Source organism: Streptomyces violaceusniger Tu 4113, assembly GCF_000147815.2.
GTDB classification, from domain to species: Bacteria; Actinomycetota; Actinomycetes; order Streptomycetales; family Streptomycetaceae; genus Streptomyces; species Streptomyces violaceusniger_A.
The window spans coordinates 6,135,324-6,152,710 of sequence record NC_015957.1; the positions used below are offsets into that span (position 1 = coordinate 6,135,324).

The following is a 17,387-nucleotide window of genomic DNA, read 5'->3' on the forward strand; positions in this document are numbered from 1 at the left end:
CAGTGGACTCGGACGCAGGGCCGTGAACCTCGCCCCGAACCGCTCCCAGTCCACATCCGCCACCACGATGGCCGTCTCGTCATCACACAACGCCCGCCGCAACGCCACCACCGCCGCCCCCGGCGCCATCCCCGACACACCACGCTCAACCAGAAACTCCTCACCCCCAACAGCCATACCACCCCCATCCCACATACCCCACGCCACCGAAGTCGCCACCAACCCAACACCACGACGCCGCCACGCCAACCCATCCAAAAACGCATTCGCCGCCGCATACGCCCCCTGCCGACCACTTCCCCACACCCCCGCAACCGACGAGAACAGAACAAAGGCATCCAGATCGGCGTCCGTCAGTAGTGCGTCCAGGTGCGCCGCTCCGGCAACCTTCGATCGCACGCTCTCCTCGAACTCATCGGATGTCAGGCTGTCCAGCGCACCCCAACTCGGCACCCCCGCGGCGTGCACGACGACCCGGAGATCGGGAATGCCGGCCAGCAGCGCCGCGACCGCGTCCCGATCGGCGACATCACACGCGGCCACAGCCACCTGGGCCCCGAGCTCCTCCAGCTCGGTCACCAACTCGGTCGCACCGGGGGCCTCGATCCCCCGGCGGCTCGTCAGCACGATGCGTTCCACACCGGTCCCGGCCAGCCAACGCGCCACATGACCGCCCAGCGCACCCGTACCCCCGGTGATCAAAGCGGCTCCCCGGCCATGCCACCCGGCGGACGTGTCCGCGGCCGGTGTCACCCGGGACAGCCGGGCACCCCACGCCTCAGCGGCACGGATTGCCACCTGATCCTCCCCGGTGTGCCCGGCGAGAACCCCGGCCAGCAAGGAGCCCGTACGCGCATCCACCTCCGTGGGCAGGTCGATCAGCCCGCCCCAACGATCCGGATGCTCCAAACCGATCACGCGGCCCAGCCCCCAGACCGCCGACGCGTACGGATCCAGCACGTCCCTGTCCGCCACGGAGACCGCCCCCCGGGTGACACACCACAACGGTGCGTCGACCCCGGCGGCCAGGAGGTCCTGCAGCAGCGACACCGTCGCCTCGACCGACAGCAGCGACACCACACCCGCGACCGCCACATCGCCCGGCTCCACCGCCGCCACGACCCGGACAACCGCCCCGGCCGACCGCAGCGCGACGGCCACATCGCCACCGTCAGCACCCGGCTCCACCACGACCAGCCAGGTCCCTGTCAGCACCTCCCCGGACGGCACACCCGTGACCGGCACCCAGCCGAGCCGGTAACGCCAACCGTCGACCACCGACTCTTCCCGGCGCGCCCGCCGCCAGGACGCCAAGGCAGGCAACGCGGCACTCAACGGCTGGTCAGCATCGACCCCCAGAATCTCCGCATCACCGCGCTCGACGGCGTCCCAGAACGCCGCGTCAACGGCGCTGGACGCGGGCTCAACCGCCGACGGCTCCAGCCAGAACCGCTCACGCTGGAACGCATACGTCGGCAAATCAACACGCCGAGCACCCGGAAACACCGCCGCCCAATCCACCTCCACACCCCGGACAAACAGCCCACCCAAAGCGGCCATCACGGTAAGGGGCTCCGGACGATCCGGACGCAGTACGGCCAGTCCGTCACCATCGACCAGAGCAGTCAACGTGCCGTCAGGTCCCAGCTCCAGGAAGGAACCGACACCCAGCCCACGAAGCGTCTCCAGCCCATCGGCGAACCGGACGGTCTCCCGCACATGGCGCACCCAGTACTCCGGGGAGCACAATTCCTCACCCGCCACCACACCCGACACATTCGACACCACCGGCACACTCGGGGTCCGGAACTCCACCCCTCGTAGCACCTCACCAAACTCCGCCAGCATCCCGTCCATACGCGACGAATGAAACGCATAACTCACCCGCAACCACCGCGTCCGCACCCCCCGACCGAGGAACACCTCCTCGACGGCACGAACGGCCTCCTCATCACCGGACAACACCACCGACTCGGGACCATTCACCGCCGCAACCGCCACGCCCCCCGTCAGCAACGGCCGTACCTCATCTTCCGACACCGCCACCGAAACCATCGCCCCACCAGACGGCAACGCCTGCATCAAACGACCCCGAGCAGCCACCACCCGCGCCGCATCCTCCAACGACCACACACCCGCCACATACGCCGCAGCCAACTCACCAATCGAATGACCCAGCAGGTAATCCGGCTTCACACCCCAGGACGACACCAACGCGAACAACGACACCTCAAGCGCAAACAAACCCGCCTGCGTATACGCCGTCTCCCCGATCAACCCCGCGTCATCACCCCACACCACCTCACCCAAAGGCCGCTCCAAATACCGGTCCAGCTCCCCACACACCTCATCCCACACCCCCGCGAACACCGGATACGCCTCATACAACCCACGCCCCATCCCCAACCGCTGCGACCCCTGACCCGCAAACACCACACCCAACCCACCACCAACCGGAACCCCCACAACCACCGAACCCAACCCACCCAACAACTCACCACGACCCGCACCCACCACCACCGCACGATGCGACAACGCAGAACGAGCAGCCACCAACGACCACCCCACATCCACCAGATCCAACCCAGGATCGCCCGCCACAAACTCCCGCAACCGCTCCGCCTGCGCCCGCACCGCCGCCTCACCCACACCCGAAACCACCCACGGCACAGCAGGCAGCCCCACACGCTCGCCCCCAGCCTCCTCCCCCACCACCACAGGCGCCTGCTCCACAAGCACATGCGCATTCGTCCCGCTCACCCCGAACGCCGACACACCCACCCGACGCGGCCGATCCACATCCGGCCACACCACCTGCTCAGTCAGCAACTCCACCCCACCAACCGACCAATCCACATGCGGCGACGGCTCATCCACATGCAGCGTTCGCGGCAACACACCGTTGCCCAGGGCCAGAACCATCTTGATGAGTCCGGCGACACCCGCGGCCGCCTGGGTGTGTCCGATGTTGGACTTCACCGAGCCCAGCAGCAACGGCCGCCCCGGGTCCCGGTCCTGACCATAGGTGGCCAACAGGGCCTGCGCCTCGATCGGATCACCCAGCGTCGTCCCCGTACCATGCGCCTCCACCGCATCAACATCCCGAGCAGCAAGCCCGGCGCTCGCCAGCGCCTGCCGGATCACCCGCTGCTGCGACGGACCATTCGGCGCCGTCAACCCATTCGACGCACCATCCTGATTCACCGCCGAACCCCGCACCACCGCCAACACCCGATGCCCAAGACGCTCGGCATCGGACAACCGCTCCACCACCAGCATCCCCACACCCTCGGAGAAACCGGTCCCGTCCGCCGCCCCCGCGAACGCCTTGCACCGACCGTCCGCGGCGAGGCCGCGCTGACGGGAGAACTCCACGAACAGACTCGGTGTCGCCATCACCGTGACACCGCCCGCAAGCGCCAGCGAACACTCACCCGACCGCAGCGCCTGCACCGCCAGATGCAATGCCACCAGTGACGACGAACATGCCGTATCCACCGTCAGTGCTGGTCCCTCGAGGCCCAGGACATAGGCGATCCGGCCGGACATCACCGACGCCGAATTGCCCGTTCCGACGTGGCCCTCGAACTCCTGAGGCTGATCTCCGCCCAAAAGGCTGACGTAGTCCTGGCCATTGGTACCGGCGAACACTCCCGTCGTGCTGCCCCGCAGCGACCGAGGATCGATCCCCGCCCGCTCGAACGCCTCCCACGACGCCTCCAGCAGCAGCCGCTGCTGCGGATCCATCGCGGTCGCCTCACGTGGGGAGATACCGAAGAACCCGGCGTCGAACGTGGTCGCGTCATGTATGAAGCCACCTGTCCGCGTGTACGAGGTCCCCGGGTGGCCAGGGTCGCTGTGGAAGAGTCCGGCCAGGTCCCAGCCACGGTCCGCGGGGAAGGCCGACATCGCGTCCCCGCCCTCGGTGAGAAGACGCCACAGATCCTCCGGCGAGCTCACCCCGCCGGGGAAGCGGCAGCTCATTCCTACGATCACGATCGGATCGTCGTCCACGAGGGTCCTGCTCGGCTCGGTGCGCAGGGGCTTTGCGGCCGTCCCCAGCGCTTCGGAGCACGCGTATTCCGCCAGGGCGAGTGGGGTCGGGTAGTCGAATACGGCAGTGGCCGGAAGCCGCAGACCGGTCGCGGCACCCAGCCGGTTGCGGAATTCGACCGCTGTCACGGAGTCGAAGCCGAGTTCTTTGAAGGCGCGATGGGACGGCACGCTCTCCGGGTCGGTATGCCCGAGCACCACCGCGGCGTTACGGCGCACCAAGTCGAGCAGCAGTCGCCGCTGCCCGGCCCCGTCGAGCCCGGCCAAACGCTCGCCGAGTCCGGACCGGCCAATGCCCGTCTCCTCGACGACGGAAGCGGCTCCCGCGTCGACGAGTCGCCGTACTTCCGGAAGGTCGGCGAGCAGGGGACTGGGCCTGGTCGCGGTGAAGGCGGCGTAATGGCGTTCCCACTCGATGTCGGCGACGGTGACCACCGTGTCGCCCTGCTCGACGGCCGTACGGAGAGCGGCCACGGCCAGTTCGGGGGAGAGTGCCGGAACACCATGCCGCCGGGCCACCTCGCCGGCTTCGGTTTCCCCCATACCGCCACCGGCCCACAGGCCCCAGGCCACGGAGGTCGCCACCAGGCCCTGGGCCCTGCGGCACTCGGCCAGCGCGTCGAGAAAGGCGTTGCCCGGTGCGTAGTTGCCCTGCCCCGGTGTGCCGACGGTCCCGGACAAGGAGGAGAAGAGCACGAACGCGGACAGCTCCATGTCGCGGGTCAGCTCGTGCAGATGCATCGCACCGTCGGCCTTGACGCGCAGTACCCGGTGCAGTTGCTCGGCGGTCAGAGACTCGACCGTCGCGTCGTCCAGCAGGGCGGCCGTGTGCACCACGGCCGTCAGCGGGCCGACCTCGGCTATCAGCGCGGCCAGTTGGGCACGCTCGGCCACATCGCACTCGGCCACCGTCACCGCCGCTCCGGCCACCTCCAGGTCCGCGACGAGCTCGGACGCCCCGGGCGCGGCCATGCCGCGCCGACTGGTCAGCACGAGGTGCTCCGCGCCCTGCTCCGCCAGCCACCGCGCGATATGGCCGCCCAGTGCTCCGGTGCCTCCGGTGACCAGTACGGTCCCGCTCGGATTCCAGGACGGCAGGTCGGTCCGCAACGCGGGGGCGTGGGCGAGCCTGCGCCCGAAGGTCCCCACCGCCCGGATGGCGACCTGATCCTCGCCCGAATCGCCTGACAGGACCCTTGCCAGCTGCGCGCATGCCCTCGCGTTCACCCCGGTCGGGAGGTCGATCAGACCACCCCAGCGCAGTGGTTGCTCGAGCGCGATCACTCGGCCGACGCCCCACACCAGCGCCGATGCCGGTGCGGGCTCGACGATGGTGTCCCCGGGTCCAGTCGACACGGCTCGTTGGGTCAGGCTCCACAGCGGGGCCTCCACACCCGCGTCGCCCAAAGCCTGAGTCAACAGCACCGTCATCGCGAAACCGACGGGAACGGAGGCGAAGTCCGGGTGCGGTCGCTGGTCCAAGGCGACCAGCGACACCACGCCCGTGACACTCGTCGTGCTGCTTGTGCCGGTCGTGCTGGTCGCAGTCGTCATGCTCGCCAGGTGGGCGGACAGCACGGCGCGATCCATGTGTCGCTCGTCCACCGGACACACCACTGGTGCGGCCCCGTGCTGAGCGAGTGCCTCGCAGACGCCGGAGACCCACTCATGCTGGGCATCGGCCTGGGAAACCACGACCAGCCAAGAGCCCGACAACATCGCGGCCTGGTCGCCGGCGAGCGGCTTCCAGTTGACCTGGTACCGAATTGCCTCAAGCGCCGACCTCTCGTGCCGCCGCCGACGCCAGGCCGACAAGGCCGGCAGCAGGTCACCCAGCGACGCGTCATCGACCTGCAGAACGGTCGCCAGCGATGCGGCGTCTTCGCGCTCGATGGCTGCCCAGAACTCGCTGTCCGCGATGGTGTCCCCGTCTCGGACCACGCCCGGGGCGGTGGGCTCGACCCAGAACCGCTCCCGCTGGAATGGGTACGTCGGCAAGTCGACATGCCGGGCAACGGTCCCTCCGAACGCCTGCCGCCAGTCCGCCGTCACCCCTCGTACGGACAGTTCGGCCAGCGCGGTCAGGAAGCGGGCAGGTCCGCCGTCGTCGCGGCGCAGCGATCCGGTGGTGATGATGGGTGTGTCGGTGGCGTCGGCGGTGTCGTGGATGCCGACGGTCAGCACCGGATGCGGGCTGGCCTCGACGAACACCGTGTGCCCAAGCTCCAACAGCCCCTCGATCGTGGACTGGAATTCCACGGTCTCGCGCAGATTGCGGTACCAGTACCCGGCGTCCAGCTCCGCGGTGTCCATGAGCCGCCCGGTCACCGTCGAATAGAACGGCACCTGACCACCCCGCGGCTCCACACCCGCCAGAGCCTCGGCCAGCTCTTCCCGGATCTCCTCCACCTGCACCGAATGCGAGGCGTAATCCACCGGAATCCGCTTGGCCTCCGGGAACTCCACAAGCACCGCATCCAGGACCTCATCCGCACCGGACACCACCGTCGACGCCGGACCGTTCACCGCCGCCACCGACAACCCCGGACGGTCCCGCAGCCGGTCGGCAGGCACCGGGACCGACACCATCCCACCCCGACCCGACAAGACCAGCAACGCCTTACTCCGCAGCACCACCACCCGCGCCCCATCCACCAGCGACAAACCACCCGCCACACACGCCGCCGCAATCTCACCCTGCGAATGACCCACCACCGCCGACGGCACCACACCAAACGAACGCCACAACTCCGCCAACGACACCATCACCGCCCACAACACCGGCTGCACCACATCGACACGGCCCAGCGCCCGCTCATCCGCCAGCACATCGAACAGCGACCAGTCCACCAACGGAGCCAGCACATCGGCGCACTCAGCCATCCGCCCCGCGAACACCGACGAGGACTCCAACAACTCCAACGCCATCCCGACCCACTGCGACCCCTGACCCGGGAAGACGAACACCACTCCGGTAGGCGATCCGGCCTCGCCGGTCACCACTCCTTGGTCGGGAGTTCCGTTCGCCACCGCCTCCAGACCACGCAGCAGCTCAGCGCGGTCGGCCCCCACAACCACCGCACGGTGAGACAGCATCGCTCGGGTCGATGCCAGCGACCAGCCCGCATCGGCCGGATGCACTGCACCATCGGCGCTCACGAAGGACCGAAGCCTGGCAGCATGGGCCCGCAACCCGGCCTCGCTCCGCGCCGACAGCACCCACGGAACGGCTGACGGTTCGGTCGTTCGCACCGTCTCGGGTTCGGCCGCCACGGATGCCTGTTCGAGGATGACATGCGCGTTGGTGCCACTTACGCCGAAGGAGGAGACCCCGGCCCGTCGCGGCACTCCCCTCTGAGGCCAGATGGAAGGTTCCGTGAGCAGTGCGATCCGTCCGGCCGTCCAGTCCACGTGGGGAGTGGGCTCGTCGATGTGGAGGCTTTGCGGCAGCACACCGTGGCGCATCGCCATCACCATCTTGATCACACCGGCCACACCCGCCGCCGCCTGCGTATGACCAATGTTCGACTTCACCGAACCCAGCAACAGCGGCCGCTCCGGATCCCGATCCTGACCGTACGTGGCCAACAGCGCCTGCGCCTCAATCGGATCACCCAGCGTCGTCCCCGTACCGTGCGCCTCCACCGCATCAACATCCACCGCCGACAATCGGGCATTCGCCAACGCCTGCCGGATCACCCGCTGCTGCGACGGACCATTCGGCGCAGTCAGCCCGTTGGAGGCACCGTCCTGGTTGACGGCGGAACCACGCATGACTGCCAGCACCCGGTGGCCGTTCCGCTCGGCGTCGGACAGCCGCTCCAGCAGAAGGATGCCCACGCCTTCGCCCCAGCCGGTGCCGTCCGCCGCCGCCGCGAACGCCTTGCACCGGCCATCGGAAGCCAACGCCCCCTGGCGGGAGAACTCGGCGAACGCGGTGGACGTGGCCATCACCGTCGCGCCGCCCGCGAGTGCCATACCGCATTCGCCCGCGCGCAGCGCCTGCGCGGCCAGGTGCATGGCGACCAACGACGACGAACACGCGGTGTCCACGGTGACGGCCGGGCCCTCGAGCCCGAAGGTGTAGGACAGCCGGCCGGACGCCACGCTCGCCGCGCTGCCGGTGGCCAGATGGCCGTCCGTACGCTGTGGCGCGTTACCGACGAGGGCGGCGTAGTCCTGACCGTTGGTGCCGACAAACACTCCGGTGGAGCTCCCCCGCAACGCGTCCACAGCGATCCCGGCCCGCTCGAAGACCTCCCACGAGACCTCCAGCAACAGCCGCTGCTGCGGATCCATCGCGACGGCCTCACGCGGCGAGATCCCGAAGAAGGCGGGATCGAAGTCGGCAGCCGTGTAGAGGAAACCGCCCGCCCCGACCGGGACACCATCGGTTCCGCCGACGAGGTCCCAGCCCCGATCCAGCGGAAAGGCGGATATGGCGTCGGTCCCCGATTCCAGGAGCCGCCACAGTCCTTCGGGCGAGTCGACCCCACCGGGGAACCGGCAGCTCATGCCGATGATCGCAATCGGGTCGTCATCCACCAGAGCGGTGGCGACTGTCGCCGAGAGAGCTGCCGATCCCACCCCCAGCAACTGCTCCCGCAGGTGGCCGGCGAGGAGTTCCGGCGTCGGGTAGTCGAACACGACCGAGGCAGGTGTCTGTACGCCGGTGGCCGCCATGAGCCGATTGCGGAGTTCAATCGCGGTCAGAGAGTCGAAACCGGCTGACTGGAATGTGGCCGTAGGGTCGATTGCCACCGGGGTGGCATGCCCCAGAACGGCGGCCACCTGGCCACGTACGAGCTCAAGGACCGCCCGTTCCCGCTCGACCGGGGGGAGGCCCCGCAGTCGGTCGGCGAACTCGTCCGCCGCAAGCGCGCGGCGACCGGCGCCACCCAGCAACGCACCAAGCAGCGGGTTGGGCCGCGCCCCGACGAGCCGCGAGGCGAAGTGCTCCCAATCGATGTCCGCGACCATCAGTGCGGTCTCGTCGTCGTCCAAAGCCCCCTGAAGGGCGGCCAGCGCCAGTGGTGGCGCCATGGCCCGTGCGTGCCCGGCCCCCATGCCGCTGTCGGCCCAGGCACCCCAGGCCACGGACGTGGCTACCAACCCCTCCGCCCGACGCCGCCAAGCCAACCCGTCCAACACCGCATTGGCCGCCGCATAACTTCCCTGACCCGCATTGCCCACCGTCGCCGCGGCCGACGAGAACAACACAAAGGCATCCAGATCCCGGCCTCGCGTCAGCTCATCCAGATACCGCGCCCCTGCCACCTTGGCCCGCATCACCTCGCGGATCCGCTCCGGGGTCAGCGATTCGAGCACACCGTCGTCGAGGACACCCGCCGCATGCACCACGGTACGCAGATCCGGAATCGTCCCCAGGAGAGCGGCGAGCGCCTCGCGATCGGCGACGTCGCACGCCACCACGCGCACCCGGTCGCCCAGCTCGGCCACCAACTCCGCGACGCCGGGCGCCTCGGCCCCACGGCGGCTCGTCAGCACGATTTGCTCCAGGCCGGTATCCGCCAACCAGCGCGCCACATGACGGCCCAGCGCTCCCGTACCGCCCGTCACCAGCGCGGTACCACGACCGCGCCATGCGGCAGACGCCACACCGGAGGGTTCCGCCCGCGTCAGACGGGCAGCCCACGTACCGGTGACACGGATCGCGATCTGATCCTCACCGGTGTCACCCGCGAGGACGCCGACCAGTGCTGCCCCCGCATGATCGTCCATGACCGCCGGCAGATCGATCAGCCCGCCCCAACGCTCCGGATGCTCCAGGCCGATCACGCGGCCCAGCCCCCAGACTCCGGCCTGGTCAGGATCCACCACGTCTCCGTCCGCCACGGAGACCGCGCCCCGGGTGACGCACCACAACGGCGCGTCGACCCCGGCGGCCACGAGGTCCTGCAGCAGCGACACCGTCGCCTCGACCGACAGCGTCGACACCACACCCGCGACGGGGACCTCGCCCAGGTCCACCGCCGTCACGACCCGCGTATCAGCCCCAGCGGCCCGCAGCACGGCGGCCACCTCGTCTCCAGCAGCGCCCACCACCAGCCACGTGCCACGCAGACGCGGCTGCTCAGGAACATCCCCGATCGGGGACCAGTCGAGGCGGTACCGCCACGATTCGACGAGTGACCTCTCCTGGTGACGGTGGCGCCATGCCGCCAGGGCGGGCAGAGCCGCACTGAGCGGCTGCCCGGCGTCGATACCGAACGAACCGAAATCTCCACGCTCGACCGCATCCCAGAACGCCGCGTCAACGGCGCTGGTCGCGGGCTGGGCCGAGGACGGCTCCAGCCAGAACCGCTCACGCTGGAACGCATACGTCGGCAAATCAACAGGCCGAGCACCCGGAAACACCGCCCGCCAATCCACCTCCACACCCCGGGCAAACAGCCCGCCCAGAGCCTCCATGGCTACGGTCGGCTCCAGACGATCCGGACGCAGCACCGACACACCATCGCCACCGGCCAATGCGGTCAGCGTGCCGTCAGGTCCCAGCTCCAGGAAAGAACCGACATCCAATCCACGAAGCGTCTCCAGCCCGTCAGCAAAGCGCACGGTCTCCCGCACATGACGCACCCAGTACTCCGGCGAGCACAACTCCTCACCCGCCACCACACCCGACACGTTCGACACCACTGGCAAGCTCGGGGCCCGGAACTCCACCCCTCGCAGCACCTCACCAAACTCCGCCAGCATCCCGTCCATACGCGACGAATGAAACGCATGACTCACCCGCAACCACCGGGTCCGCACCTCCCGACCAGCCAATACACCCGCGATCTCAGCGACCTCATCCTTATCGCCCGAGATCACCACCGACTCAGGACCATTCACCGCCGCAACAGCCACACCCCCGGTCAACAGCGGCCGCACCTCACCCTCCGAAGCCGCCACCGAAACCATCGCCCCACCCGACGGCAACGCCTGCATCAAACGACCCCGAGCAGCCACCACCCGCGCCGCATCCTCCAACGACCACACACCCGCCACACACGCCGCAGCCAACTCACCAATCGAATGACCCAACAGGTAATCCGGCTTCACACCCCAAGAGACGATCAGCCGATACAGCGACACCTCAAGCGCAAACAAGCCCGCCTGCGTATACGCCGTCTCCCCGATCAACCCCGCGTCATCACCCCACACCACCTCACCCAAAGGCCGCTCCAAATACCGGTCCAGCTCCCCACACACCTCATCCCACACCCCCGCGAACACCGGATACGCCTCATACAACCCACGCCCCATCCCCAACCGCTGCGACCCCTGACCCGCAAACACCACACCCAACCCACCACCAACCGGAACCCCCACAACCACCGAACCCAACCCACCCAACAACTCATCACGACCCGCACCCACCACCACCGCACGATGCGACAACGCAGAACGAGCAGCCACCAACGACCACCCCACATCCGCCAGATCCCATTCGAGGTTGTCCGCCACAGCCCCGCGCAACCGCTGCACCTGCGCGTACACCGCGGCCTCGCTCTGACCGGACACCACCCACGGCACGGCGGGCAGCCCCACGCGCTCGTCCTCAGCCTCCACCACCCTGGGCGCCTGCTCGACAATCACATGGGCATTCGTCCCGCTCACCCCGAACGCCGACACACCCACCCGACGCGGCCGATCCACATCCGGCCACACCACCTGCTCAGTCAGCAGCTCCACCGCACCGGCCGACCAATCCACATGAGTAGACGGCTCGTCCAGGTGCAGGGTCCGGGGCAGCACGCCGTGGCGCATCGCCATCACCATCTTGATCACACCGGCCACACCCGCCGCCGCCTGCGTATGACCGATATTCGACTTCACCGAACCCAACCACAACGGCCGACCCGGATCCCGATCCTGACCGTAGGCGGCCAACAGGGCCTGCGCCTCGATCGGATCACCCAGCGTCGTCCCCGTACCATGCGCCTCCACCGCATCAACATCCCGAGCAGCGAGCCCGGCGCTCGCCAGCGCCTGCCGGATCACCCGCTGCTGCGACGGACCATTCGGCGCCGTCAACCCATTCGACGCACCATCCTGATTCACCGCCGAACCCCGCACCACAGCCAACACCCGATGCCCATTGCGCTCAGCATCAGACAGCCGCTCCACCAACAGCAGCCCCACCCCCTCCGACCAACCCGTCCCATCCGCACCAGCGGCGAAGGACTTACACCGCCCATCGGCAGCCAGCCCGCGCTGACGCGAGAACTCCACGAAAGCAGTGGGGGTCGCCATCACCGTGACACCGCCCGCAAGCGCCAGCGAACACTCACCGTTCCGCAGCGCCTGCACCGCCAGATGCAACGCCACCAGCGACGACGAACACGCCGTATCCACCGTCACCGCCGGCCCCTCGAGCCCCAGCGTGTACGACACCCGACCCGAAATCACGCTGCCCGAACTGCCGGTGAGGAAGTAGCCTCCGGATGCGTCGGCGGCGCCATAGCCCTGCGGGGAGGCTCCCACGAACACTCCCGTCCGACTGCCTCGGACCGAGTCGACCGGGACACCTGCCCGTTCGAACGCCTCCCATGCCGCGTGCAGCAGCAGCCGCTGCTGGGGGTCCATCGCCAGCGCCTCACGCGGCGAGATACCGAAGAGGCCCGGATCGAACTCGCCCGCATCGTGAACGAACCCACCGGCACGCGCATACGACGTACCCGACTCCCCCGCAGCCGCGTCGAAGAGGCCGGTCAGATCCCACCCACGGTCCGCCGGGAAGGCCGTTATGGCATCGCCGTCGGAATCGACCAGCCGCCACAGGTCCTCCGGAGACTCCACATCCCCGGGGAAGCGGCAACTCATGCCGACAATGACGATGGGATCTTGGTCATCCGGTGCGACCACCGGCATCGGTGGCACACTTTCCTGCGGCGCGCCGAGCAATTCCACGTTCAGATATTCGGCGAGGGCCGCGGGAGTCGGATAGTCGAAGATCATCGTGGCCGGCGGTCGGATGCCGGTGGCCGTGGCAATCCGATCGCGCAGCTCCACCGCGGTCAACGAGTCGAAGCCGATCTCCTGGAACGTCCTGCCGGGGTTGATCGCCTCTGGGCCCGGGTGCCCCAGCACCGCCGCGGCAGAGACCCGCACCAACTCGACGGCCGCGCGCATACGCTCGCCCTCGGACATGGTGTGCAGGCGGGCCGCGAATTCGCCCGCTCCAGTCCTTGATTCGACGGTGTCGGCTATCAGCTCGCTCAGCAGTGGACTCGGACGCAGGGCCGTGAACCTCGCCCCGAACCGCTCCCAGTCCACATCCGCCACCACGATGGCCGTCTCGTCATCACACAACGCCCGCCGCAACGCCACCACCGCCGCCCCCGGCGCCATCCCCGACACACCACGCTCAACCAGAAACTCCTCACCCCCAACAGCCATACCACCCCCATCCCACATACCCCACGCCACCGACGTCGCCACCAACCCAACACCACGACGCCGCCACGCCAACCCATCCAAAAACGCATTCGCCGCCGCATACGCCCCCTGCCGACCGCTCCCCCACACCCCCGCAACCGACGAGAACAGAACAAAGGCATCCAAGGACATGTGGCGCGTCAGCTCATCCAGGTGGATGGCTCCCATGACCTTCGGCCGCATCCCGGCCTCAAGGTCCTCGGCGGTAAGGGCTCTCAACGGGCCCCAGCTTGGTACTCCCGCAGCATGGACGACCACGCGAAGGTCCGGGATTGTCCCGAGCAGTTCCGCAACCGCGTCCCGATCGGCCACATCACACGCCACGATCCGGGCCGACACACCCATGGCCGATAGTTCGGCGACCAGTTCCCCGGCTCCGGGAGCGTCCGAGCCTCGCCGACTCGTCAGCACGATCTCCGCGACGCCGGTACCTGCGAGCCATCGGGCGGCATGGCTCCCCAGGGCCCCCGTTCCACCGGTGATCAGTGCGGCCCCCGACGCTTCCCAGACAGCGGACTGTCCCCGACCCGACACCGTCACACGGCTCAGGCGACTGCCGAAGACGTCGCTGCCACGGATCGCTGTGTGATCCTCGCGCGTGGCGCCTGAAAGCACCGAGCACAACAGACCGGAGGTCCGCTCATCCCATGAGGCGGGCAGGTCGACCAGCCCGCCCCAACGCTCCGGATGCTCCAGACCGATGACACGCCCCAGCCCCCAGACCGCCGACGCGTACGGATCCACGACATCCCCGTCCGCCACGGAGACCGCGCCCCGGGTGACACACCACAACGGCGCATCGATCCCAGCCACCCCGAGGGCCTGCACCAGCGACACCGTCGCCTCGACCGACAGGAGCGACACCACACCCGCGACCGGGGCCGCGTCCAGCTCCTCGACCGTGACAACACGCACCTCGGCGCCGGCGGCCCGCAGCGCGGCGACAACGTCCGTCTCCGCTGCGTCGGGCTCGATGACCACCAACCACAGCCCAGAGAGTTGCGAAGAGGGACGCACAACGGGGGTCCAGGTCACCCGATACCGCCAGGCGTCGACCACCGACTCTTCCCGGCGCGCCCGCCGCCAGGACGCCAAGGCAGGCAACGCGGCACTCAACGGCTGGTCAGCATCGACCCCCAGAATCTCCGCATCACCGCGCTCGACGGCGTCCCAGAACGCCGCGTCAACGGCGCTGGACGCGGGCTCAACCGCCGCCGACTCCAGCCAGAACCGCTCACGCTGGAACGCATACGTCGGCAAATCAACACGCCGAGCACCCGGAAACACCGCCGCCCAATCCACCTCCACACCCCGGACAAACAGCCCACCCAAAGCGGCCATCACGGTAAGGGGCTCCGGACGATCCGGACGGAGTACGGGCAGACCGTCGCCATCGGCCAGTCCGGTCAGCGTGCCATCGGGCCCCAGCTCCAGGAAGGAACCGACACCCAGCCCACGAAGCGTCTCCAGCCCATCGGCGAACCGCACCGTCTCCCGCACATGACGCACCCAGTACTCCGGCGAGCACAGCTCCTCGCCCGCCACCACACCGGATACGTTCGACACCACCGGCAAGTTCGGGGTCCGGAACTCCACCGACCCAAGCACCTCACCGAACTCCGCCAGCATCCCGTCCATACGCGACGAATGAAACGCATGACTCACCCGCAACCACCGCGTCCGCACCCCCCGGCCAGCCAACACACCCGCGATCTCAGCGACCTCATCCTTATCCCCCGAGATCACCACCGACTCAGGACCATTCACCGCCGCAACAGCCACACCCCCGGTCAACAGCGGCCGCACCTCACCCTCCGACACCGCCACCGAAACCATCGCCCCACCAGACGGCAACGCCTGCATCAAACGACCCCGAGCAGCCACCACCCGCGCCGCATCCTCCAACGACCACACACCCGCCACACACGCCGCAGCCAACTCACCAATCGAATGACCCAACAGGTAATCCGGCTTCACACCCCAAGAGACGATCAGCCGATACAGCGACACCTCAAGCGCGAACAAACCCGCCTGCGTATACGCCGTCTCCCCGATCAACCCCGCGTCATCACCCCACACCACCTCACCCAAAGGCCGCTCCAAATACCGGTCCAGCTCCCCACACACCTCATCCCACACCCCCGCGAACACCGGATACGCCTCATACAACCCACGCCCCATCCCCAACCGCTGCGACCCCTGACCCGCAAACACCACACCCAACCCACCACCAACCGGAACCCCCACAACCACCGAACCCAACCCACCCAACAACTCATCACGACCCGCACCCACCACCACCGCACGATGCGACAACGCAGAACGAGCAGCCACCAACGACCACCCCACATCCACCGGATCCAACCCAGGATCGCCCGCCACAAACTCCCGCAACCGCTCCGCCTGCGCCCGCACCGCCGCCTCACCCACACCCGAAACCACCCACGGCACAGCAGGCAGCCCCACACGCTCGCCCCCAGCCTCCTCCACCACGAGAGACGCCTGCTCCACAATCACGTGCGCATTCGTCCCGCTCACCCCGAACGCCGACACACCCACCCGACGCGGCCGATCCACATCCGGCCACACCACCTGCTCAGTCAGCAACTCCACCCCACCAACCGACCAATCCACATGCGGCGACGGCTCATCCACATGCAGCGTTCGCGGCAACACACCGTGCCGCAGCGCCATCACCATCTTGATCACACCGGCCACACCCGCCGCCGCCTGCGTATGACCGATATTCGACTTCACCGAACCCAACCACAACGGCCGACCCGGATCCCGATCCTGGCCATACGTGGCCAACAACGCCTGCGCCTCAATCGGATCACCCAGCGTCGTTCCCGTACCGTGCGCCTCCACCGCATCCACATCCACCGCCGACAAACGAGCATTCGCCAACGCCTGCCGAATCACCCGCTGCTGCGACGGACCATTCGGCGCCGTCAACCCATTCGACGCACCATCCTGATTCACCGCCGAACCCCGCACCACCGCCAACACCCGATGCCCAAGACGCTCAGCATCAGACAACCGCTCCACCACCAGCATCCCCACGCCCTCGCCCCAGCCGGTGCCGTCCGCCGCCGCCGCGAACGCCTTGCACCGACCATCGGCGGCCAGGCCGCGCTGACGGGAGAACTGGACAAAGGTGCCGGGTGTCGCCATCACCGTGACACCGCCCGCAAGCGCCAGCGAACACTCACCGTTCCGCAGCGCCTGTACCGCCAGATGCAACGCCACCAGCGACGACGAACACGCCGTATCCACCGTCACCGCCGGCCCCTCGAGCCCCAGGGTGTATGACACCCGGCCGGACGCGACGCTCGCCGCGCTGCCGATTCCGACGTATCCCTCGAGCTCGTCCGGGACGGCCGACAGCCGCGATACATAGTCGGAAGACATCAGTCCGGCGAACACCCCGGTCCGGCTGCCCTTCAGGGAGTCGGTCGGAATACCCGCCCGCTCCAGAGCCTCCCACGATGCCTCCAGCAGCAGCCGCTGCTGGGGATCCATCGCCAGCGCCTCACGCGGCGAGATACCGAACAGGCCGGGGTCGAAGTGGCCGGCGTCGGGGAGAAACGCACCCTCTCGGGCGTACGACCGGCCCGCGCGGTCCGGATCCGGATCGTACAGGCCGTCCGGATCCCAGCCGCGGTCGGTGGGGAAACCGGAGACCGCGTCCACCGCCGACTCCGTCAGCCGCCACAAGTCTTCCGGCGAGCTGACTCCACCCGGAAAACGACAGCTCATGCCAACGATCGCGATCGGCTCACGGCTCTTGGCCTCGACATCTGCCAGACGCTGACGCGTCTGGCGCAGGTCGGCGGTGAGCTTCTTGAGGTACTCGAGTACCTTTTCGTCGTTCGACATCCCCGTGC

Annotated in this window: 1 pseudogene (only partly in view); it reads right to left on the reverse strand. The window is 68.4% G+C overall.

From position 1 onward, the window contains the following. A pseudogene (locus STRVI_RS54770) lies at window positions 1-17,379 on the reverse strand (type I polyketide synthase); its annotated part reaches 13,908 nt to the left of the window's first position; the annotation flags it as partial. Window positions 17,380-17,387 lie beyond the last annotated feature (8 nt).